The organism is Bradyrhizobium sp. AUGA SZCCT0431 (assembly GCF_018131065.1).
Classification (GTDB): Bacteria; Pseudomonadota; Alphaproteobacteria; order Rhizobiales; family Xanthobacteraceae; genus Bradyrhizobium.
This window is the reverse complement of record NZ_JAFCLR010000019.1, coordinates 80,360-100,704: the sequence shown is the minus strand read 5'-3', so window position 1 is coordinate 100,704 and position 20,345 is coordinate 80,360. Positions and strand designations below refer to the sequence as shown.

Here is a 20,345-nt window from a genome sequence, read left to right as displayed (position 1 = left end):
GGAACCTAATATCCGCTCGGTGGTTAGCAATTCGAGGCCTGTCAGGCCAAGCTCCCACGGAGGATATCGAGATGTTTGCACGATCAGGAGTGTTTTCATCGATCGGCCGCGCCGGCGCGGTGGCGACGGTTGTCGCGGTAGCCCTGACGGCCTACCAGCCGTCGGCAGCTTTCGCCGGCTCGGCTGCGCCTGCCAAGGATGTAACGGCCACGACCGGGACAAGCGGCGCGACTGACTTCAGTTCGCGCGGCAGGAGATATCATGGCGGCGGCGGCGCCGCGGCGGCTGCGGCCTTCGCCGGCATCGTCGGCACCGGCATCGCGATTGCGGCCGCCCAAAACCGCCGCGATTACTACTATGACAACAGCTATGGTTACTACGGTGGCGGCCCGGCCTATTACGCTGCTCCCCCGACTTACTATGGCGGCGGCCCCTACTACTACGGCGGTGGCTACGGTAACCGGTACTATGGCGGCTACAAGAATCCCAACGCCTGGTAATTCCAACGCTTGGTAATTGCGCGCGCTGCTAAGGCGGCTGTTAAACACGAATCCACCGGCCGCATCTGGCCGGTGGATTTTTTTGGTTGTGAGCCCGGCCGTTAACACGCCGGCCACGGCTTTCCACTAGGTTCGAAGGATGAGTGATTCGCTCGAGCGGCTCTATCAGGCGGTGATCGCGGCCAGGGATCTTGATCCGGCTACGTCGCGTACCGCCCGGCTGTTTCAGCGGGGCCCGGCCAAGATGGCCAAGAAGCTGGCTGAGGAAGCCATCGAAGTTGTGATCGACGCCGTCAACGGCAAGACCGATGCGGTGGTCCGCGAGAGCGCCGACCTTCTCTACAACCTGACCGTTCTGTGGGCAGCCGCCGGCGTCAAGCCCGAGGATGTCTGGCGTGAGATGGAACGGCGCGAGGAGATGCTCGGCATTGCCGAGAAGCTGCCGAAATCGGCGGTCAAGGCGCCCAAGGGAATTGCCAAGGCGGCCCTCGCCAAGGTCGTCCCTGCCAAGGCGTTGCCCAAAGCGGTGACACCACCTGCGGTTCGGCGGCGAATTGTCGCGCTGGAAGGCCGCAGCCTGCGAAAGCGGCACTAAATCTCCTAAAATTCCGTCGTTTGCCGGCATGGACAAATCCGCTCCATGATGGTTCATGCGGCCATGCTTAAACGATCCTACGACTGGTTCATCGCTGCCGCCGACAAGCCCTACGCGCTCTGGATTTTGGCGGCGGTATCGTTCGCGGAAAGCTCGTTCTTCCCGATCCCGCCCGATGTCATGCTGCTGCCGATGTCACTGGCGCGGCCGAAGCGGGCGTGGTGGTTCGCAACCGTGTGCACGATCGCCTCGGTTGCCGGCGGTGTGGTCGGATACGCGATCGGCGCGCTGCTGTACGACTCGCTCGGGCAGTGGCTGATCAACATCTATGGTCTCAGCGGCAAGGTCGAAGCCTTCCGGCAGTCCTATGCCGAATGGGGCGCGCTGATCATCATCGGCAAGGGGTTGACGCCGATCCCCTACAAGCTCGTGACCATCACGTCAGGATTTGCCGGCTACAACATCTGGCTGTTTATCATGTGCTCGATCATCGCGCGGGGCGGCCGGTTCTTCGTGGTCGCTATCCTGCTCAACCGTTACGGCGACCTCATTCGCAGCGAGCTGGAAAAGCGGCTTGGCCTCTGGGTCGCGATCGGGGCCGTGGTGCTGGTGCTCGGGTTCGTCATCGCGGTTAAATTGGTCTGACCTGCGCGCGGGGCGCTTTGCCGGCCCAAAGGCTTCAGAACACGCCCGCTTCAGGCTACGCTCGCTCCATGCCTGATCGAATCGGCCATCTTTTCAAGTCATTCGCGACGGCGTTCGCGACCGCTTGCCTCGCCCTGTCGATGCTGGCGCTGGCCTCGGACGCCGGCTGGTCGCAAGGCGCGCCTCAGCCCTCGCTCGGCGTGCAGTCGCCGGCCCAGCAGCCGGTGCCGCAAGGACCGGCGCCTCAGCAGATCGAACCGCCGCCGCAGCAGCCGGAAAATCCCGGCCTGATCAACGAAATCGGCAAGCTGCTCGAGAAATCCAAATCGATCCTGCCGAGCCTGAAGAGCCCAGGCGAGACCGACCTCAACACCCGCGCCAAGGATGCTGCAAAGGATACCGGCGACAGCCGGTCGAACATGGTGCTTCCGTCGATCATGGTCACAGGACGCGCGGCCTGCCTGGTGTCGGCCAATGGCGCGCCCGACTGCAAGGCGGGGGCCGACAAGCTGTGCCAGACCAAGGGTTACAGGGAAGGCAAGAGCCTCGACACCGACGCGGCCGAGAAATGCTCGCCGAAAGTGTTCATCCCGGGCCGCAAGCGCGAGCCGGGCGACTGCAAGACCGAAAATTACGTGACTCGCGCGATATGCCAATAGCGTATGATGCGGACCCGCAGGGCCGCGTCAGCGCAAAGCGGGCGCCGGTTTTCCCTCGGGACAAACGCGGGAGCGTTTGCCCGGAGATCATGCGCAAAAAATAGCGCCAAAACGCAATACTTGACACTGGAAAGATTGCCTTGTTGGTATGACGTCCGGCATCTCTTGAGATATCTCTTGGAGATGCCCGTACCAGTTCCGGAACACGCATAAGGATTGCTTCGAATGTCCATGCCTGCCTTGTTCAAGGGCCGTCTGTCGATCCCCGTCATCGCTGCGCCGCTGTTCATCATTTCCGTGCCTGATCTCGTGATCGCGCAGTGCAAGGCGGGTGTGGTCGGATCGTTTCCGGCGCTGAACGCGCGGCCGCCGGCGCTGCTCGACGAATGGCTGGCGCGGATCAAGGAAGAACTCGCCGCCCACGACAAGGCGCACCCGGAAGCGCCCTCGGCGCCGTTCGCGGTCAACCAGATCGTGCACAAGTCGAACAACCGGCTCGATCAGGATCTGGCGCTTTGCGAAAAGCACAAGGTGCCGATGATGATCACCTCGCTCGGTGCGCGCGAAGAGCTCAACCAGGCGGCGCATGGCTGGGGCTGCATCGTGTTCCACGACGTCATCAACCAGAAATTTGCGCACAAGGCGGTTGAGAAGGGCGCCGATGGGCTGGTCCTGGTGTCGGCGGGCGCCGGCGGTCATGCCGGCGAAATCTCACCATTGGCCTTCGTGGCCGAGACGAGGCAATGGTTCGACGGTCCGATCGCGTTGTCGGGCGCGATTGCCAACGGCCGGGCCATTCGTGCGGCACGCATACTGGGTGCCGACTTCGCCTATATCGGCTCGGCCTTCATCGCTACCGCGGAGGCCAATGCGGTGGAAGGCTACAAGCAGATGATCACGGCCTCAGGCGCGGAAGACATCGTCTATTCCAACCTGTTCACCGGCGTGCATGGCAACTATCTGAAGCCGTCGATTGTCGCCGCCGGCATGGATCCCGACAATCTGCCGACCTCGGATCCGTCAAAGATGAGTTTCGGCACGGATGCTTCGGGCGAGCGCGCCAAGCCGAAGGCCTGGAAGGAAATCTGGGGCAGCGGCCAGGGCGTCGGCAGCGTGGCAAAAATTCTGCCAGCGGCCGAACTGATCGCAAGGTTCAAGAAGGAATACGCCGAGGCGGTTGATCCGCCACTGTGAGTGATCGCTTCTTCCCTTCTCCCCTTGTGGGAGAAGGTGCCTTCGCGCAGCGAAGGCGGATGAGGGGTCTCTATCCGCGGGGAGGTGTGTATCCGCGGAGAGAACCCCTCACCCGTCTCGAATGAGCTTTCGCTCATTCGATCCACCCTCTCCCACAAGGGGAGAGGGAAGAAAGCGCCGCTCCGACGCGCGACCGTCACACGTTGAGATTCATCCACACCGCCTTCGGCTCGGTAAAATTCTCGATCGCGGCCGAGCCGTGTTCCCGGCCGAAACCGGAATCGCGCACGCCGCCCCACGGCAACCGCACGTCGGTATAGCCGTAGGTGTTGATCCAGACCGTTCCGGCCTTTGCGTTCCTTGCGAAACGCTGCACCCGCCCGATGTCGCGGCTCCACACCCCGGCCGCGAGGCTGTAGGCGGTGCCGTTGGCGATCCGCAGCGCATCGGCTTCATCTCTGAACTTGATGACGCTCACCACCGGACCAAAGATTTCCTCCTGCGAGATGCGCATCTCGTGTTCGACATTGGCGAACACGGCGGGGCTGATGAAATAGCCGCTGGTGCCGACGCGTGTCCCGCCGGTGGTCAGCAGCGCGCCTTCCTGCTGGCCGATATCGACATAATCGAGGATGCTCTTCATCTGCTTTTCGGAGATCACGGGACCGAGCGCCGTGGCGCGATCGCCGGGATCGCCGATGCGGATCGACTGAGCGCGTTGCGTCAGCCGTTCGACCACTTCATCGTAGACCTTCTCATGGACCAGTACGCGGGAGCCGGCCGAGCATACCTGTCCGGCGTTGAAGAAGATCCCCGAAGCCGCCGCCTTGCTGGCGGCCTCGATATCGGCGTCGTCGAAGATCACGTTGGCGGATTTGCCGCCGAGTTCGAGCGACACCCGTTTGAAGTTGCCGGCCGCACCGCGCAGGATGCCGCGGCCGACGCCTGGCGAGCCCGTGAATGTGACCTTGTCGACATCAGGATGATTGACCAGCGCGTCGCCGACGACCCGGCCGGGGCCGGTCACGATGTTGAGCACGCCCGGCGGCAGGCCGGCTTCCAGCGCCAGCTCGCCGATCCGCAGCGCCGACAGCGAGGTCAGCTCAGCAGGCTTCATCACGATAGTGCAGCCGCAGGCGAGCGCGGGCGCCAGTTTCCACATCCCGATCATCAGCGGAAAATTCCAGGGAACGATCGCCGCGACCACGCCGACCGGCTCGCGCACGGTGTAGGTCAGCGCGTCGTCCCGCGTCGAGACCACCTCGCCGTGGATCTTGTCGGCCCAGCCCGCGTAGTAGGTCAGCGTGTCGATGGCGGCCGGAAGGTCCTGCCGCAGCACGCCTGATATCGGCTTGCCGGCATCGAGGCTTTCGAGCGCTGCGATTTCGTCCGCGTGCTTCTTCATCAGCTCCGCAAGCCGGAGCAGGATCTGGCCGCGCTCGGAGGCGCGCATGCTGCGCCAGGGGCCTTCAAAGGCGCGGCGGGCCGCGGCCACGGCGCGATCGACGTCGGCCTCGTTGCCTTCCGCCACGGTGGCGATGACCTGTTCGGTGGCCGGATTGAGCGTCTTGAAGGTGCGTCCGGAGATCGAGGGCACGTGCTGGCCGTCGATCAGCAGCAACCGGGGCCTGGCGGCCGCGATCGCGGGCGCCGTCGCGGTGTAATCATATGCAATGGACATCATATTTCCTCCGTTTCTGTATCTCAAACTAGGAGGATATTCGCTGCAGTAAATATGATATGATCTGCCTATGAGCTGCAAACATATGCAATCGACTTCATAGGCTGAGAGCCAATGCACCACATCGAGATCGAAACCGTCTGGCGATTTCACAAGGAAGGCAGTCCACAAACGGCCGTGGTGATGCTCGGAATCCTCAATGAAATCCGCAAAACCGGAAAGCTCACCAGCGCGGCGACGCACGCCCAACTGTCCTATCGCCACGTCTGGAATCTGGTCGAGCAATGGTCGGATTTCTTCGGCGTGCCGTTGGTCGAGACCCATCGCGGCAAGGGCACGACGCTGACCGCGTTCGGCGAGAAGCTGGTCTGGGCCGGCGAGCGGATGCAGGCCCGTCTCGGCCCGCAGCTTGAAAATCTGGCGCAGGAGCTCGCGACCGAGATCAAGCCGTTCCTGCACCAGCGCCCGTCCGTGATCCGCGTCCACGCCAGCCATGGTTTTGCGGTCTCGAAGCTACGCGAATTGCTCGATCGCGAACCCGGGATCGGCGTCGATTTGCGTTATGTCAGCAACCAGAATTCGCTGCTGTCGCTGGCGCAAGGCGCCTGCGATCTCTCCGGCGTGCATCTGCCGCGCGGCGAATTGCGGGCACAGGGCATCCGGGCCTGCAAGGAATGGCTCGATCCGCGCGAGGACCGCGTCATCAGTTTCGTGACGCGCGAAATGGGATTGATGGTCAAGCCGAACAACCCACTCAAGATTGCATCCATCAAGGATATCGTTGATCGCAAGGCGCGCTTCGTGAACCGTGACCATGATTCCGGAACGCGGCTACTTTTCGATCAGTTGCTGGCGTTGCACAGAATCGACGAAGCGAAAATCAACGGCGCCCAGCAGATGGAATTCACCCACGCGGCGGTCGCCGCCTACGTCGCCAGCGGCATGGCCGATGTCAGTTTTGGCGTCGAGGCGGCCGCACGGCAGTTCGGGCTCGATTTCATCCGCTTGCTGACCGAGGATTATTTCTTTGTCTGCAAACGCGCGTTCCTGGAGACCGAGCCGATGCGCCGCGTCATCGACATCATGAAGGGCCGCGAGTTCCAGCGCGAGGTGGCGAGCCTGCCCGGCTATGTCGCGACCGACACCGGCACAGTCAGCAACGTCAAGGCGTTCTTGGAGAGCGTGGGTAGCGGTGTGGTGTGAGAATGATATCGTTACGCCCATCCACGCTTGCGGCGGACGGGATCGATGACAACGAAACAGGATCTGAGCGCGCGTGTCGCGCTGGTGACGGGCGGCTCGCGCGGCATTGGCGCGGCGATCTCGATGACGCTGGCCGAACTCGGAGCCGCGGTCGCGGTCAATTACCGCGAGCGAGCGGATGACGCCGAAGCGGTTGTTGCCAAAATCAAGGCCAATGGTGGCCGCGCCATCGCCGTTGCCGCCGACGTGTCGCAGGCTGCTGCAGTCACAAGGATGGTTGAACAGGTCGCGCGCGACCTCGGCCCGATCGACATCCTCGTCAACAATGCCGGCATCGCGATCGTGCGCAGCGTCGACGAACTTTCCGAGGCCGATTTCGACCGCACCATCACGGTCAACCTGAAGTCGGTCTTCCTGTGCACGCAAGCCGTGCTGCCCATGATGCGGGCGCGCCGATGGGGCCGCATTGTCAATATCTCCTCCGGTGCCGCGCGCGGCGCCGGCGCCATCGGCCCGCACTACAATGCCTCCAAGGCCGGCATGGAGGGGCTGACGCGGGGGTACGCGGCGCGGCTCGTGAAGGAGGGGATCACGGTCAACAATGTGGCGCCGTCGCTGATCGAAACCGACATGATGCGCGGCCGCACCGATCTTGCGCGCAATATTCCGCTGGGCCGAATGGGGCAACCTGAGGAAGTGGCGCAGGCCGTCGCGATGGTGCTCGGCAACGACTACATGACCGGCCAGACCATCATCCTCAACGGCGGCATGGCCTTCATCTGACGCAAGGCGTGAGTGCGTTGCGTGCGAATGGCGCACAGGGGTCTGTGCCGCCGAGCTCTCGACTCGCGCAAGCGGAGCGGGCAGAAAAGGCGCTTTCCTTCTTCTCAAGGGATCATTGATTGATGGACGCTATCTTTCGCGTGGACGGCAATAGCGTCCTCACCAGTCCCCACGCGGCGGGGCCGTGGGACCCGAGCATGCAGCACGGCTCACCGCCGGCGGCATTGGTGGTCTGGGCAGCAGAAGCATTACCGACGCCGGTACCGATGCGGATCGCGCGGGTGACGGTGGATTTGATGCGCCCGGTGCCGGTTGCGCCGCTGACGATCGAGACCGAGATTCTGCGCGAAGGCCGCAAGATCCAGCTCTGCGCGGTAAAGCTTCGCGCCAACGGCGTCGTCGTGGTAGCCGCCACCATTTTGAAGATCAAGGTGCAGGCCAACGATTTGCCGCCCGAGGCCGACATCGAACAGGTCACGCTGCCGGGACCTGAGCAATCGCGGGTCGAGCCCGCGGATTTTTCTTCCAGCCCGTTCGTAACAGGCATGTCGCTGCGCGCCGCGCGCGGCCGGTTTGGCGTCCCCGGTCCGGGCGCGATCTGGTATCGCGTCGATCGCCCGATCGTCGAAGGGGCGGCGGTCTCTCAGGCAATGCGCGCGATGGTGGCTGCGGATTTCTGCAACGGCACCTCGGCGGTGCTGCATTTCCGGCAATGGACGTTCCTCAATGCCGACCTCACGGTGAATTTCGCGCGCCAGCCGGTCGGCGACTGGATGCTGCTCGACGCCGAATCCTGGATCGGCCCTGACGGCGCGGGCCTCGCAATGGCGCGGCTGGCCGATGAACGCGGCTATTTCGGCCGCGCGGTCCAGAGCCTGGTGATTGAGAAGCGCTAACTCGATGGCGCTGGGCCGGTCAGCAACATCCGGCTCGGCACAAACCGATCAAATTGCCACCACTTTTGCTGACCGTCACCGCTCACCTGTAACTTCGGGTAGCTCTCGTGTCGCTCTCCTGGCGCCACGCGGTCGCTGAATGAGTTGTCACAATTAATCACTCATTAACCAAATCAGCCCCATCCTTAATTATTCAGTAACCAGGAATGGGTGGATCCACCATGCAGGCAACAGCGGGGGCAACGCGACAATTAGTTCGCATGCGGGGCCGCTCGTATGTGGCCTTCGTGTTTACTCCGGAGATCCCGATCGTCGGCTGGCTCGAGGAGATCGATTCGACCCTGGCGCGTTCGCCAGGCTTCTTCGTCGGCAAGCCTGTCGTGCTCGACCTGGCGGCGCTGGACCTCAGCCGCGCGGCCATCACCCACCTCGTCAACAACCTCGAAGAGCGCAACATCCGCGTGCTGGGTATCGAGGGCGTCGACGCCGAGAAACTTACCACCAGCATGCCGCCGCTGCTGACCGGCGGTCGTTCCTGCGTCATCACGCGAACCGAGCCTGCGGAAAAGCCCGAAGAAAAGGTCGAGGCCAAGCCGAAGCCGAACTCGCTGTTGCTCGAAAGCCCGGTCCGCTCGGGCCAGTCGATCGTCTTCACCGATGGCGACGTCACGGTGCTGGGTTCGGTTGGCTCAGGGGCGGAAATCGTCGCCGGCGGATCGATCCATGTTTACGGCACGCTGCGCGGCCGGGCGATGGCTGGCGTCAACGGCAATTCATCGGCCAGGATTTACTGCCAGAAGATCGAGGCGGAACTGCTCGCCATCGACGGTTACTACCAGACTGCTGAAGAAATCGACGCCTCGCTGCGGAACCGCCCGGCCCAGGCCTGGCTGCAAGGCGACACCATGAAAATTACACCGCTGAATTAATCGGCTACGGAGATCAATTATGGCAAATGTCCTGGTCGTTACATCAGGCAAGGGCGGCGTTGGAAAGACGACGTCCACGGCCGCGCTCGGTGCAGCACTTGCCCAGGCCGGCGAGAGGGTCGTCGTCATCGACTTCGACGTCGGCCTGCGCAACCTCGATCTGGTGATGGGCGCGGAACGGCGCGTGGTGTTCGACCTCATCAACGTGGTGCAGGGCGTCGCCAAGCTTCAGCAGGCGCTGATCCGCGACAAGCGCCTGGAGAATCTGTGGTTGCTGCCGGCATCCCAGACCAGGGACAAGGACGCGCTGACCGACGAAGGCGTCGGCCGGATCATCGCGGAGCTGCGAACAAAATTCGACTGGATCCTGTGCGACAGTCCAGCAGGCATCGAACGCGGCGCGATGCTGGCGATGCGCTATGCGGACGAGGCCGTGATCGTCACCAACCCGGAAGTCTCCTCGGTGCGCGACTCCGACCGCATCATCGGGATGCTCGATTCGAAAACCGTCAAGGCGGAAAAGGGCGAGCGGGTGACCAAGCACATCCTGATCACCCGGTTCGATCCGGCGCGCGCGGCGCGCGGCGAGATGCTCAGCATCGATGACATCCTCGAAATTCTCGCCACCCCGCTGCTCGGCATCATCCCGGAGAGCCAGGACGTGCTTCGCGCCTCGAATGTCGGCTCTCCCGTCACCCTGAACAATGCGGCCAGTGCGCCGGCCCGCGCCTATACCGACGCGGTCCGCCGCCTGATGGGCGAAACCGTCGACATGGTCGTGCCGACCGAACGCAGGGGATTGATGAACCGGTTGCTCGGACGGAGGGCGGCATGAGCATGAATTTGCTGCGACTGTTCAGCGGCCGCAAGGCATCCGCCCCGGTGGCGCGGGAAAGGCTGCAGATCCTGCTGGCGCACGAGCGTGGTCTGCGCGGTCAGCCGGACCTGCTGGCGACGCTGCGCGAGGAGATTCTTGCCGTGGTTTCGCGGCACATCCAGCTCGATCCTGACAAGGTCACGGTCAAGCTTGACCGCGGCCCGGCCGTGTCGACGCTGGAAGTCGATATCGAAGTGCCAAATAATTTCGAGAAGACCAAGGCTCTCGCTGAGAGGCGAGCAGGGGCGGCTTGATACTACCCTGGCAGCCGCGCCGTAGCAGCCGTGTCCCGGATGCTGCGCAATGCCATCAGCGCGTTCACGCGCGTCTTCGACGCGCTATGCCTTCGCGGCGTAGTGCGCTGCTGATCCGGGACCGTCGGCGGGCACTATGGGTCCCGGCTCTGCGGAGCAGCGCGAAGAGCGCTGCGCCGCGTCCGGACACGAGAGCTACCCCACCATCCGGCCGCGGCCGCTCCAGAAGCCTGCCTTCAGCACCTTCTTGTCGACCTTGCCGACGCCGGTCATCGGCAACTCCGTGACGAATTTGATGTGCTTCGGCGCGTGCGCCGAGCCTTTCTTCGTTTTCACGAGATTGATCAACTCATCCGCATTCGGCTTCGCGCCTTCGCGCGCCACGACCACCGCCGTGACGGCCTCGCCCCATTTATCGTCGGGAACGCCGACCACGGCGACCATCGCGACATCGGCGTGTTGCGACAAGACGTCCTCGACCTCGCGCGGAAAAATGTTGAAGCCGCCGGAGACGATCATGTCCTTCTTGCGGTCGAGGATGAACATATAGCCGCGCTCGTCCTTGCGAGCGATGTCGCCGGTATGCAGCCAGCCGCTCCTCAGCGTTTCGGCGGTTTGCTCCGGCCGCTTCCAGTATTCGGCCATCACATGCTTCGCGCGTACGCAGATTTCGCCGGCCTCGCCGGTCGCAACCTCCTGGTCGTTGTCGTCGAGCACGTTGACCTCGCACGCCGAGATCGGGAATCCGCAGGACGTGAACATTTCCGGCGTCTTCGGATCGTGGTCGGCCTTGCGCAGCACCGACACCGGATAGCACTCGGTCTGGCCGTAGAGCTGCGAGAACACCGGCCCGATCCGCTCGATGCCCTCGACGAGGCGGCTCGGCGACATTGCGGATGCGCCATAGAGCAGCAATTCGAGCGAGGAGAGGTCGGTCTTGTCGAGCGATGGATGATCGAGCATCACGTAAATCATCGTCGGCACGAACAGCGTAAAGTTGATGCGCTCGCGCTCGATGGTCTTGAACACGGTTTCGGGATCGAAACCCTTCAGCATGTGCACGGTGCCGCCGCGCATCAGCGTCGGCAGCACTTTGGTGCCGGCGACATGGCTGATCGGGGCCACGGTGAGATAGCTCGGTCGGTCCGGGATCTCGAAATCCGCCAGGATCGCGCTGGCGGCGCCGCTATTCTCGCGGTGGGTGCGCAACGCGCCCTTGGATTTACCGGTGGTGCCGCCGGTGTAATTCAGCGTCGCGATATCGTCGAGGCCAGCAAAGCAGCGTGCCGTGGCGCTACCGGCAGTCTCGACCGCGGCGAGCAGGTCGGCGCCGTAGTCGGCGGGCCCGAGCGTGAACACGGTTTTCAGGCCAACGGCCTTGGCCGCGAGTTCGCCGCCGCGATCGCGAAAGGTGACGCCGTCGACCACCAGCATCTGCGCTTCGGAGTCCTCGAGCTGGAACAACTGATCGTCCAGCGAGCCCAGCGGATGCAGCCAGGTGATCGAAAGCCGCGACAATTGCGCGGCGACACCCGCGCACCAGGCGTCGGCGCGGTTGGCGGTCAGAAACGCAACGCGGGTACCGGGCTCGAAGTTCAGTCGCATGAACACGGCTTGAATGCGGCCGATCAGGTCGGTCGTGCCTTGATAGGTGATCGATCCGACGGGCCAGCTGAACGCGGTCCGCTCCGGGTAACGCGCCAGCGCCCGGCGCCGACGGGCTGGTGCTGTTGACCGCAGGCGCGGGCGGCCAGACCGGCTGGCTCAATCCGTTCGTGTTCGTGCGCGCGGTGCGTGGTTTCTTCGACGGCCCGCTGGTGCTCGCCGGCGGCATCAGCGACGGACATGCCTTGCGCGCGGCGCAGGCGCTTGGGTGCGACCTCGCCTACATGGGCACCAGGTTCATCGCCACGCGCGAGAGCATGGCGGATGCGAGATACAAGGATATGCTGGTCGCGAGCAGCGCCGACGATATTCTGCTGACCACGGCTTTCACAGGCTTGCAGACCAACATGCTGCGGCCGTCCATCGAAGCTGCCGGCCTCGATCCCGACGATCTGCCGGCGCGCGGCGCCATCGATATCGGCAAGGACATCGACATCGGCGCGCGCGAAAACCGCCCCAAGCGCTGGAAAGACATCTGGAGCGCCGGACATTCCACCTCGGGCGTGACCGAAGTGCTTGGCGTCGATGAACTCATCGCACGGACGCTTGCGGAGTACCGCGCTGCGACGGCGAAAATCCAGTTCACCTAATTCGCCACAAAATACCAATTCTTGTCGTAGTGAACGAGCTGGCTCGGCGGCTTGTCGTCGAACTCGAAGAAGTCTTTGGGATCGCTGCCCGGCGGCACGTGCAGGAAGCCGGTGAAATAGTGTTTTAGACCGCGCGAGGTCAGGAACAGCACGTAGGTGCCTTCTTTGGCCGTGTCGATGACGATGTCGTTTCCGCCGGCGGAAACGTTGGGCTCGGTTGCGCCCAGCGCGATCATGTATTTGTTGTAGGAGACGTTCGGTTTGAGCTCGCCGGCCTCGACGCGGGCGACGATCCGTTCGCGATCGGCGCGGTGCCAGTGGAAATTCCGTTGCAGCGCGACTTTCTGCAAGGGTGCGTAGACCAGCAGCGCCAGCGTCGCCGCGCACATCAGGAACGGGATCGCGAATTTTGCGCCGCCCCGTGGGATGCGAAGCAGCAGCGTCGCCGTCCAGAGGCAGCAGCCGAAGAACACCAGCGCCGTCAGCGGCAGGATGCCGAGCAGCACAAGACCGGACGGCCAGTCCGCCATCGACAATTCGAAGGTCGCGAGCAGCAGCGTGCCGATCGAAATGCCCGTGGCCGCCAGCAGCGCTGATCGGACCGACGGCCTGGCCGCGGCGGTCGTCGTCTCGGTTGTCGCGTCGATCATCAAAAGGCTGCTTCTTGTGCCGGCTCGGCCCTTAACGAGCCATTAACCAAATCCGCGCCAACAATAGAACCACAGGATAGCCGGCCGCCACGGCCGGGCGATCCGCAAATAAGGGGGCGCAAGATGGATTTCGATCAGTTTTATGCCAAAACCCCGGCCACCATCGACGAAATCAGGTGGCGGGTGACCCGCGCGCTGGACCGGCATCCGCTCTGCCGCAACGTCGAATTCGATATCGTCAGCATGCCCCGCACCGGCAAAAGCAACTGGACCATCAGCCTGCGCTCGGTCGCCCCCGATGCGCTCTGGGAGGCCTCCGATATCGTGGCCGACATCCAGGAAGCCTACGATCTGGCCGCGGCGGCCTGATATTTTGCCGATTCGGCGTGATTCTCGCTCTTTTCCGGGGGCACTAACCCCTTGAGCGGCATGGTAAAGCCTTAATTACCGTCCAGTTTTCAGGCATCCTCGGTAGCGTTTTCGAGCGAAGTGGATACCGGTTCGCGTCAAGAAAACGCGTCAAAAAATATAAAGACTGGAGCCGACAGGCTCCAGGATCGGCGGAATGGAGACGTTTTTGACCAAAGCCATTACGATCGTTGCGTTGACCTGTTTCCTCGTAGTCGCCGCCGCCGCCACCGCAATTCTCGGCCGCGATAGCCTATTCGCCGCGCGTTACGAACTGGCCTCCGTACCGGCCGCGGTCCAAAACCCGGTCTCCAACAAGGAAAGCAAGAAGGACAAGCTCGCCATCGCAACGATGGCGCTGGCCGCGTTCGAACCGCCGCAGGCCGCGTCCGTGCTGAGCGAGCCGCTGCGCCAGGCCTATGCCTCGACCGCGCCGGCCGATCTCGGAATTCCGAAAGTCGCCGCACCCGCTATGGCGCCTGCTGCCGCACCGCCCAAGCCCAAGGCCGCCGCCAAACCGGCCCCGCAAAAGAATTACGCGCTGCTCAGCGACATCCAGATCGCCGGGATCAAGGAGCGCCTCAAGCTTTCCGCCTCGCAGGAATCTTATTGGCCGCCGGTGGAGACCGCGTTGAAGGCTGTCGCCCGCAAGATTCACGCAAAGCGGCAGGCCGATCCCAATGCGGCGGGCGGCATTCCGATCGATCCCGAGGCTGAAGAAGTCCAGCAGCTGAAATCGGCGGCGATGCCGTTGTTGTTCCAATTGCGCGAAGACCAGAAGAGCGAAGTGCGCTCGCTCGCCCGCATCATCGGGCTCGAAAAAGTAGCCTCCATGATCTGAGCGATTGCGGCGGCCGTAGCGCACGCCGCCGGTTCCATCGTTTCCACATTTTCCCATATCGGAACATCGGCCCTATCAGCGCGTTTTCCCGCGTGGATCAAGGAGCCGAACCATGCGCACTTCGACGGCATATTTTGCAGGCGTGGGAACCGTGGTCGCGGCTGTTGTCGTGGGCCTAGGCGGCGGCATGTTGATTTCGAACATCGTCAGCCCGCATGCGCCCAAGATCGAAACGAGCAAGCTTGAGCTGCGGATGTCGGAAAAGCCGATCGCTGCGACGAACGTGTCGGCGGTCGCACCGAATGCAGCGCAGAACCAGCCGCAGAACGAACCCGTCACGACGACCTCGACGCAGGGGCAGCCCACTGGAGCGGCAGCGAGCACGTCGCCCGCAGCGTCACCACAGCCGACGACTGCGGCACCCGTGACGCTGGCGGCAGCGTCTGAAAAGACAAACCCTGAGCCGGTCAAAACGCCCGAAGCCGCTTTTGCCAAAACGCGCGACGCCGATATCAGGCGAGAGGCAAGGCGCGCCGCCGAGGAGAAGCGCAAGGCCGAGCGTCGTCAGCACTGGGTTGAACGACGCCGGCCGCGGCAGGATCAGGAGCTTCGCGAGGTCGAGGAGAAGATCCGCGAAGAGACCGAGCCGCGGCAGGTCTTTGCGGCCGAGCCGGCGCGACTCGAGACGCCCCGGATCAGATTGTTCGATCTGGACTGATCGATCCACTACCTGACGATCCAGATCGCGTCACCTATCCGCCACGCGATTCCACCACCTTGCGGCAGGGGTCGGACAGTTTCGACTTGTTGTCGCGCAGGCAGGCGTTCATCTGCGGCGGCTTGCCGATATGCTCGGCGCAGAATTTCCCGGCATCGGAACGGCAAGCCATCTGCTCTTCGCGGCTCGGCCCGGATTGGGCTGAGGCCAGCGCACTGCCGGCGAGCAGAAAAATCAGCGAGACGAGGGCGGTTGCGGCAGGCGTGGATTTTTGAACTGGCTTTCTCATGGATCACCTTGGCAGGGGCGTTGACGGGGTTGAACGACAGTTCGCGGAAACTCGTCGAGGCCGGCCGCGCGGTCCATGCCATGTTCATGGCAGCGAAAATTCCCCTGCAAACGCCCGGCGACATCGACACACCATCTTCATGGGATGTTGCCGCACGCCGGTCTGGCCCAAGTACCTCTCCGCGTCGGCTGCGGTGACCGGTCGGTCCATTGCAGGCTGCACGGCAAAATCAGGAGAGGTTACATGTTGAGGAATTCTGGATGGCTGAGCGCCGGTCTGACGGTGGCGGCGCTTTCGCTTCATACCGGCTCGGCCCAGGCCGCGGTGGTCTATTGCAAGACGGCCGGCGTGCCGCAGGGCTGCGTGGTGCGGCCGACGCCGGTGGCCGCGGTAGCGGTTGCCACACCCCGCGTTGGCGTCGGCGCGCGCGGCGTCGGTGTCCGCCCCGGCACAGCGTGGAATCGTGGCGGCCCGGTCAATCGCGTCGGCCGGCGGTAACTTCAGGCGGGCATAGCGTTTTCGAGCGAAGTGGGTACCGGTTCGCGTGAAGAAAACGCGTCAAACCTCAAGCGCTACCGTCGCTATCGGGAAAGCGGTGCGGCAAGGTCAGCCGCACCCGCGTTCCGCCGGCGCCGGATGTCAAATCTAACCCGGCGCCGCAGCGCGCGGCGCGGCTTCGCATGTTGCGCAGGCCGCGTCCCGCTTTGGCGCCCTCGGCGGGGGCTTCGCCGTCAGGCGCCAGCGCAAAACCCTTGCCGTCGTCCGCAATCGTGATGCAGCCCTGGTCGAGGTCCGCGGCGTCGCGCAAGGTCCCGATGCTGACCGTGATGCGGCGCGCGCCGGCGTGCTTGACCGCATTGGTCAGGGCTTCATCCAACAGCCGCATGATCTGGATCACGTGCCAGGGCCGCAATTCCGGATGTACCGGCAGGCCCGGTGGCGTTATCAGCCAATCGAGTTCGATGTCGTGCGGGCGCAGCTGCGCCATCGCGCGCTCGCGCCACGATCCCAGCGCCAGCATCAAATCGCCGCCGATGTCGTCCATGGAGTCGATGACAAGGCGCAGATCCTTCAGCGCCGCCCGCGCGGCGTCGCCGATTGGAGCGCTCGCATCATTGCCGCGTTCGCTGAGCGCCACGATGCTGACGAGCTGGCCGCCGAGGCCATCGTGCAGGTCGCGCATCAGCCGGGTGCGCTCGCGGGCCAAGGCTGCGGCGCGCGCGCGTTCTTCCTCGCGGGCGAAACTGGCCTTCAATTTGTCTTCGGCCTCGCGCACCTGGGTGACGAGGCGGCCGGCAAAACTGTCGACCTGGTTGAGCGCGCGCGCGAACCGCCAGGTCAGCGCCGCGCCGATCGCCACCAGCATCGCCGAATAGGACAATCGCGAGAAGAAGATGCGCCGATCGGGCACGATCTGCAGCACGGAGAGCATGTCGTGAATCCAGCTGGTCAGCACGATGGTGACCGCGCAGCCCAGCAGGATGCTGGCGGCGTCCTGCCGCCGCAGCACCGCATTCCCTGATATCAGCGCCATCATCACGAGACAAAGCCCGACCGTCGGCGTGCCGATGAACAGATACAGCGAGCGGACCGAGGCCTGGCCGCCGATCAGGCCGGCAACGGCAAGCATCACGCTGGGTGCGAAGATGACCGCGCCCCAGCGCGGCCATTTGCGGCCAAAGAACAGAATGCCAAAGGCCAGAACAAGCCCGCTCTCGAGCGGCGCGGAAGCGATCGCGATGGAATTGAGCGTGGCGTAACGGGACTCGTCGAGCGGGGTCGACAGGAATGCCTGCAAGACGCCGACCGCCATCGCCGCCGCCAGCATGCCGTAAGCCGGTTCATGCCGGCGCATCACCCACATGATCGTCAGGATCACTGCGAGGATCGCCTGCCAAGCCGAAAACACGATCGGCAACGTGACGAACAGCAACGCCCGCCGGTCGTAATAGGGACGAACGACATCGTCAGGTCCAACGTAGGGCGTGTCGAGAAACGCCGAGATCGGACCCCACACCAGCACGCGAATGGTGAGTTCGTTCGAACCGCCGTGCAGCAGCGCTGACGGAATCACGGCGATCTGCGGCGTAGAGCGGTCAGGCCGGTTGGCGACCGGATCGCGCCTCGTGTCCAGCACCACGACGCCGTTGACAGCGACTTCGGCGGCATTGGTGAAGCGCGGCAGATAGATCGACCAGGCGCGCGGCGGTTGCTCGGCCGGAAATGTGAACCGGCCGGAATAGGTTGGCTGATCGTCGGCAGGTGACCGCGCGCTGGCGAAGTGCGGCGACGTGACGGACCGCTCGGTGTCGCCTTGCCTCAGTCTGAACTCGGTCACGGCATAATTTTCAGGCGGCGCGGGCAGCGGCTGTCGCAGGATAAAGCCGCAGGCGATGGCGATGAGGATCTGCAGCAGCACATACTGCAACAGGCGGGAGACCTGCAGCCGCCGGCGCATCTCGCCGGGAGGAGCCTCGATTGCGGCGTCCTCGGTCACAGCCGGATCAGGCCTTGCTGCACCGCCTCGAACACCGCTTCGCCCCGGGTGTGCACTTCGAGCTTGCGATAGATGCTCTTGATGTGTCCGGGCACGGTCTGCCGCGACAGGCCGAGATGGCCCGCGATCTCGGCGTAGCTAAAACCCTTGGCGATGCCCCAGAGGATATCGATCTCGCGCGGGGTCAATTTGGCGGTATTGAGCGGCGGGCCGGGCGGCGGCTCCGGATTGTTCTGGGTCCGGCGCACGATGAAACGTGCGATCGAGGCCGAGATCGGCGAATGCCCGGCCACGAGGTCGCGGACCGTGGCCGCGATGTCGGTCGGAAACGCGTCCTTGAGCAGATAGCCGGTGGCGCCGACGGTGATCGCCGAGATCACGCTCTCCTCGTCGCCGAGGATCGAGATCACCATGATTTCGGTGTCGGGAAAGCGCTGGCGCGTCTCGCGGATCAGATCGATGCCGTGCCCGTCAGGCAATTGCAGATCGGTCAGCAGCACCTTTGGCGCACCCTGCGCCAGGCAGGCCTTGGCCTCGGCCAGCGTCGCCGCCGCGCGCACCTGATAGCCGGCCTTGGTCAGCGCGTCCTGCAGCCGCCAGGACGTCGGCGCGTCGTCTTCGACCAGCAAAACGGAAATGGCCTGCGAAAGCGGTTCATCGCTCAACGGCGTCATGGAATTGGCTCCGGCCGCCTGTCCCCGCGGCGCCCCTGCGCGAGTTTAACCGTTCGACGGCGTTTTGGGACAGCCATATTCATGGGGGAGGTAGGGGGAAGAGGGGCCATGCGGGGTATCGGTCGAAGGGCACGACATGGTCTGCGGAGCCTAGTGCGGACTCGGGGTGGTTAGAAAACTGTGGCACTTCAAATTTGGGCCACAAGGCCTACATAGCTCCGACTACGCGTCCCTATCGCCAAAGGACAAGGCTGCCTACCCTGGTAAGTCTCGTCGCATGGTCCACGACGTAGTTTGATAGCGAATAGACGGCTCCCGCGAAAACGGGGGCGGTCATTCTTGAGTGAGGGAAAGTGAATAGACAATGCCCTCTGATTTTCCAGACCTTCATGCCGAAAAGCACAGCGTTGTAAGGGAGCTCTTATCTCTACGGCCGATGACAATTACACCCTGGCCAGATGGTGTTTCCAACAGAAGTTGAATGTTGATTTCTTCTGGTTGGCCGTCCATTGCCTCGAGAAGTACTTCAAGGCTGTGCTTCTCATGAATGGACGATCGTCGCGCGGATTCAGCCATAACATAGAAAGGTTGTACGAAGCGGTGAGGCCGCTTGCTCCGGAACTGCTGATCGCTCAATTCGTACGGCCTGAGAATATGCCGGCACGCATGTGGCGCGAAGAACCCGTAGTCGATTTTATTCGTCGCCTGTATCAGGACGGAAATGCTGACAATCGCTACCTGCTTTATGGGTATGGAAGAAACCCTGAGGACCTGTTCAAGCTGGACCAGGTTGTGTTTTCGGTCAGGCGGCTCGCGCAAGCATTGGAAGTGCGGTACGTGGGCGACAGAGAGGATGACGGATTGCCGAGGTATTCCCGCCGTGAAGCCTTGGCCATGAGGCCGACCAGACATGAAAATCTGCAAAGTAATCTTGAGCAGACGATGGAAGGCAAGCGAGGCGAAGAGTTGCAGAGCGTCTTGTTGAACTGGAATTTTCCGTTCACTGACCATCACTATCGGCATGAACAATCAACGTTCACCTTCGCGCATCAGAATCCCATTCTAATGACACGTCTCTACGAACCCCTCGACTGCGGTCAGAGTCACTTCGCCGAGGGGGATAGATTGTGGGAATGGGTCCAATCAATATTCAACTGCCGTCCGCTCTTGTTGCGGAAATAGAAGCCGAGCGAGTGACGCGCAAAGCGGCGACACTTGCCGCTGGACGAGAGTGACTTGCTTGCAGCGATGCTTCAGGAGCTATTCAGGTGAAGTAGATCGGAATAGGGTTCCTCCGATCTGCGTCTCGCCCGTCTGTCTCTGGTCGCAACACTCGATTGTTTCAAGTCAGTTCTGGTTTTCGGAAAGAGTGTCAAGCCCCGAAATAAAAAATATTTCGCTTTTCCAGAAGTCAAATCAGGACATATCTTCGCCCATCCCGTCCCACTCAGAGGGCGTCGGCCGTCGTCACGGACGTTGGACGGGTTGCGGTGGACGCCGATGTTGCGAAGACGTAACGCGACAGAGGCGTACGGCGAAGGCGCGTGGTCCTGACACCCCGTTGCTGGTGTCAAGTTCCCGAGAAGCCAAAAGCCAATCGGGGGCGACGGTGGCAAGATAGCTGGTTCACCGGGGAGATCGCGTTATAAGCCGTAAAGCCATTGCGCAGGGAAGGCCGGGTGTTCACCGCTGCCCTGTATGCTCGTGTGCAGCCTATTTAGTGCAAACCGCACACGAGACCGCGGGTGCAGCGCGCACCCGGTCTTCCCTGCGCCCTCTATTTTCGAGGGCGGGAAG

The 20,345-nt window shown here is 63.1% G+C and carries 22 protein-coding genes and 1 pseudogene; 16 read left to right on the top strand and 7 right to left on the bottom strand.

Annotated features, from left to right (window positions below; all coding sequences use genetic code 11):
* The first annotated feature begins 71 nt into the window (after positions 1–71).
* From JQ567_RS20090 to JQ567_RS20070, 5 genes are all read left to right on the top strand, one after another.
* Positions 72–500 carry a hypothetical protein gene (locus JQ567_RS20090; RefSeq protein WP_212440419.1) on the top strand — a complete coding sequence of 143 codons (429 nt, stop codon included), beginning with the start codon at positions 72–74 and terminating at the stop codon, positions 498–500.
* A 139-nt stretch (positions 501–639) separates the two neighbouring features.
* Complete coding sequence (gene hisE / locus JQ567_RS20085; protein WP_212440418.1) at positions 640–1,095, top strand: phosphoribosyl-ATP diphosphatase; 456 nt, start codon at positions 640–642, stop codon at positions 1,093–1,095.
* A 63-nt stretch (positions 1,096–1,158) separates the two neighbouring features.
* Positions 1,159–1,740 (top strand): YqaA family protein, encoded by a 582-nt coding sequence (locus tag JQ567_RS20080; protein WP_212440417.1) that lies wholly within the window; start codon positions 1,159–1,161, stop codon positions 1,738–1,740.
* A gap of 68 nt (positions 1,741–1,808) precedes the next feature.
* On the top strand, positions 1,809–2,399 hold the full coding sequence (locus JQ567_RS20075; RefSeq protein ID WP_409363618.1) for a hypothetical protein: 591 nt from the start codon (positions 1,809–1,811) through the stop codon (positions 2,397–2,399).
* Positions 2,400–2,624: 225 nt separating this feature from the next.
* Positions 2,625–3,593, top strand: coding sequence for a nitronate monooxygenase family protein (locus JQ567_RS20070; RefSeq protein WP_212440416.1), 969 nt, complete (start codon positions 2,625–2,627; stop codon positions 3,591–3,593).
* Between the two features lie 196 nt (positions 3,594–3,789).
* Here the strand turns inward: JQ567_RS20070 and JQ567_RS20065 are convergent, their stop codons facing one another.
* On the bottom strand, positions 3,790–5,274 hold the full coding sequence (locus JQ567_RS20065; protein ID WP_212440415.1) for an aldehyde dehydrogenase family protein: 1,485 nt from the start codon (positions 5,272–5,274) through the stop codon (positions 3,790–3,792).
* Between the two features lie 114 nt (positions 5,275–5,388).
* On the opposite strand from JQ567_RS20065, the gene JQ567_RS20060 reads away from it, so the two are divergent.
* From JQ567_RS20060 to minE, 6 genes are all read left to right on the top strand, one after another.
* Positions 5,389–6,477 carry a substrate-binding domain-containing protein gene (locus tag JQ567_RS20060; protein WP_212440414.1) on the top strand — a complete coding sequence of 363 codons (1,089 nt, stop codon included), beginning with the start codon at positions 5,389–5,391 and terminating at the stop codon, positions 6,475–6,477.
* Between the two features lie 45 nt (positions 6,478–6,522).
* Positions 6,523–7,260, top strand: a complete 738-nt coding sequence (locus JQ567_RS20055) for an SDR family NAD(P)-dependent oxidoreductase (RefSeq protein ID WP_212440413.1) — start codon at positions 6,523–6,525, stop codon at positions 7,258–7,260.
* Positions 7,261–7,382: 122 nt separating this feature from the next.
* Entirely contained in the window at positions 7,383–8,156 is a 774-nt protein-coding gene (locus tag JQ567_RS20050; protein WP_212440412.1) for a thioesterase family protein, read from the top strand.
* Positions 8,157–8,377: 221 nt separating this feature from the next.
* The gene (minC, locus tag JQ567_RS20045) at positions 8,378–9,085 is read left to right on the top strand and encodes a septum site-determining protein MinC (protein ID WP_212440411.1); all 708 of its coding nucleotides are present in this window, start codon (positions 8,378–8,380) and stop codon (positions 9,083–9,085) included.
* A gap of 19 nt (positions 9,086–9,104) precedes the next feature.
* A complete protein-coding gene (minD, locus tag JQ567_RS20040) occupies positions 9,105–9,920 on the top strand; it encodes a septum site-determining protein MinD (protein ID WP_212440410.1) in 816 nt (271 codons plus the stop codon).
* Positions 9,917–10,216, top strand: coding sequence for a cell division topological specificity factor MinE (minE, locus tag JQ567_RS20035; RefSeq protein WP_212440409.1), 300 nt, complete (start codon positions 9,917–9,919; stop codon positions 10,214–10,216). The genes minD and minE overlap by 4 nt, the downstream gene beginning before the upstream one ends.
* A gap of 195 nt (positions 10,217–10,411) precedes the next feature.
* On the opposite strand, the gene JQ567_RS20030 is transcribed toward minE, so the two are convergent.
* The gene (locus JQ567_RS20030; protein WP_212440453.1) at positions 10,412–11,956 is read right to left on the bottom strand and encodes an AMP-binding protein; all 1,545 of its coding nucleotides are present in this window, start codon (positions 11,954–11,956) and stop codon (positions 10,412–10,414) included.
* Here JQ567_RS20030 and JQ567_RS20025 point away from each other — a divergent pair.
* Positions 11,914–12,471, top strand: a pseudogene (locus tag JQ567_RS20025) (NAD(P)H-dependent flavin oxidoreductase); the annotation flags it as partial. The gene JQ567_RS20030 and the pseudogene JQ567_RS20025 sit on opposite strands and share 43 nt — an antisense overlap.
* Here JQ567_RS20025 and JQ567_RS20020 read toward each other — a convergent pair.
* A complete protein-coding gene (locus tag JQ567_RS20020) occupies positions 12,468–13,121 on the bottom strand; it encodes a hypothetical protein (protein ID WP_212440408.1) in 654 nt (217 codons plus the stop codon). The pseudogene JQ567_RS20025 and the gene JQ567_RS20020 sit on opposite strands and share 4 nt — an antisense overlap.
* 123 nt (positions 13,122–13,244) lie before the next feature.
* Between JQ567_RS20020 and JQ567_RS20015 the strand changes: the two genes are divergently transcribed.
* The 3 genes from JQ567_RS20015 to JQ567_RS20005 all read left to right on the top strand — a co-directional run bounded on the left by JQ567_RS20015 (position 13,245) and on the right by JQ567_RS20005 (position 15,088).
* Positions 13,245–13,490: a hypothetical protein gene (locus JQ567_RS20015; protein ID WP_192735271.1), complete on the top strand. Its 246-nt coding sequence runs from the start codon at positions 13,245–13,247 to the stop codon at positions 13,488–13,490.
* A 208-nt stretch (positions 13,491–13,698) separates the two neighbouring features.
* Positions 13,699–14,370, top strand: coding sequence for a hypothetical protein (locus JQ567_RS20010; RefSeq protein ID WP_212440452.1), 672 nt, complete (start codon positions 13,699–13,701; stop codon positions 14,368–14,370).
* A 112-nt stretch (positions 14,371–14,482) separates the two neighbouring features.
* The gene (locus tag JQ567_RS20005; protein ID WP_212440407.1) at positions 14,483–15,088 is read left to right on the top strand and encodes a hypothetical protein; all 606 of its coding nucleotides are present in this window, start codon (positions 14,483–14,485) and stop codon (positions 15,086–15,088) included.
* 34 nt (positions 15,089–15,122) lie between these two features.
* Here JQ567_RS20005 and JQ567_RS20000 read toward each other — a convergent pair whose 3' ends face one another.
* Positions 15,123–15,377, bottom strand: a complete 255-nt coding sequence (locus tag JQ567_RS20000) for a cysteine rich repeat-containing protein (protein ID WP_212440406.1) — start codon at positions 15,375–15,377, stop codon at positions 15,123–15,125.
* A gap of 243 nt (positions 15,378–15,620) precedes the next feature.
* Between JQ567_RS20000 and JQ567_RS19995 the strand changes: the two genes are divergently transcribed.
* Entirely contained in the window at positions 15,621–15,875 is a 255-nt protein-coding gene (locus JQ567_RS19995; protein WP_212440405.1) for a hypothetical protein, read from the top strand.
* A 67-nt stretch (positions 15,876–15,942) separates the two neighbouring features.
* Here the strand turns inward: JQ567_RS19995 and JQ567_RS19990 are convergent, their stop codons facing one another.
* From JQ567_RS19990 to JQ567_RS19980, 3 genes are all read right to left on the bottom strand, one after another.
* Positions 15,943–17,835: a sensor histidine kinase gene (locus JQ567_RS19990; RefSeq protein WP_212440451.1), complete on the bottom strand. Its 1,893-nt coding sequence runs from the start codon at positions 17,833–17,835 to the stop codon at positions 15,943–15,945.
* A 35-nt stretch (positions 17,836–17,870) separates the two neighbouring features.
* Complete coding sequence (locus JQ567_RS19985) at positions 17,871–18,548, bottom strand: response regulator (RefSeq protein WP_212440404.1); 678 nt, start codon at positions 18,546–18,548, stop codon at positions 17,871–17,873.
* A 387-nt stretch (positions 18,549–18,935) separates the two neighbouring features.
* Positions 18,936–19,577: a hypothetical protein gene (locus tag JQ567_RS19980; protein WP_212440403.1), complete on the bottom strand. Its 642-nt coding sequence runs from the start codon at positions 19,575–19,577 to the stop codon at positions 18,936–18,938.
* Between the last annotated feature and the right edge of the window lie 768 nt (positions 19,578–20,345).

What these genes read in the sequence shown, in the direction of transcription:
- hisE (WP_212440418.1), top strand. Translation starts at nt 640, where the DNA reads ATGAGTGATTCGCTCGAGCGGCTCTATCAGGCGGTGATCGCGGCCAGG.
- JQ567_RS19990 (WP_212440451.1), bottom strand. Translation starts at nt 17,835, where the DNA reads ATGCGCCGGCGGCTGCAGGTCTCCCGCCTGTTGCAGTATGTGCTGCTG.
- JQ567_RS20050 (WP_212440412.1), top strand. Translation starts at nt 7,383, where the DNA reads ATGGACGCTATCTTTCGCGTGGACGGCAATAGCGTCCTCACCAGTCCC.
- minD (WP_212440410.1), top strand. Translation starts at nt 9,105, where the DNA reads ATGGCAAATGTCCTGGTCGTTACATCAGGCAAGGGCGGCGTTGGAAAG.
- JQ567_RS20020 (WP_212440408.1), bottom strand. Translation starts at nt 13,121, where the DNA reads ATGATCGACGCGACAACCGAGACGACGACCGCCGCGGCCAGGCCGTCG.
- JQ567_RS20075 (WP_409363618.1), top strand. Translation starts at nt 1,809, where the DNA reads ATGCCTGATCGAATCGGCCATCTTTTCAAGTCATTCGCGACGGCGTTC.
- JQ567_RS20055 (WP_212440413.1), top strand. Translation starts at nt 6,523, where the DNA reads ATGACAACGAAACAGGATCTGAGCGCGCGTGTCGCGCTGGTGACGGGC.
- JQ567_RS20070 (WP_212440416.1), top strand. Translation starts at nt 2,625, where the DNA reads ATGTCCATGCCTGCCTTGTTCAAGGGCCGTCTGTCGATCCCCGTCATC.
- minC (WP_212440411.1), top strand. Translation starts at nt 8,378, where the DNA reads ATGCAGGCAACAGCGGGGGCAACGCGACAATTAGTTCGCATGCGGGGC.
- JQ567_RS20000 (WP_212440406.1), bottom strand. Translation starts at nt 15,377, where the DNA reads ATGAGAAAGCCAGTTCAAAAATCCACGCCTGCCGCAACCGCCCTCGTC.
- JQ567_RS19995 (WP_212440405.1), top strand. Translation starts at nt 15,621, where the DNA reads ATGTTGAGGAATTCTGGATGGCTGAGCGCCGGTCTGACGGTGGCGGCG.
- minE (WP_212440409.1), top strand. Translation starts at nt 9,917, where the DNA reads ATGAGCATGAATTTGCTGCGACTGTTCAGCGGCCGCAAGGCATCCGCC.
- JQ567_RS20015 (WP_192735271.1), top strand. Translation starts at nt 13,245, where the DNA reads ATGGATTTCGATCAGTTTTATGCCAAAACCCCGGCCACCATCGACGAA.
- JQ567_RS20005 (WP_212440407.1), top strand. Translation starts at nt 14,483, where the DNA reads ATGCGCACTTCGACGGCATATTTTGCAGGCGTGGGAACCGTGGTCGCG.
- JQ567_RS20065 (WP_212440415.1), bottom strand. Translation starts at nt 5,274, where the DNA reads ATGTCCATTGCATATGATTACACCGCGACGGCGCCCGCGATCGCGGCC.
- JQ567_RS19985 (WP_212440404.1), bottom strand. Translation starts at nt 18,548, where the DNA reads ATGACGCCGTTGAGCGATGAACCGCTTTCGCAGGCCATTTCCGTTTTG.
- JQ567_RS20060 (WP_212440414.1), top strand. Translation starts at nt 5,389, where the DNA reads ATGCACCACATCGAGATCGAAACCGTCTGGCGATTTCACAAGGAAGGC.
- JQ567_RS20080 (WP_212440417.1), top strand. Translation starts at nt 1,159, where the DNA reads ATGCTTAAACGATCCTACGACTGGTTCATCGCTGCCGCCGACAAGCCC.
- JQ567_RS20090 (WP_212440419.1), top strand. Translation starts at nt 72, where the DNA reads ATGTTTGCACGATCAGGAGTGTTTTCATCGATCGGCCGCGCCGGCGCG.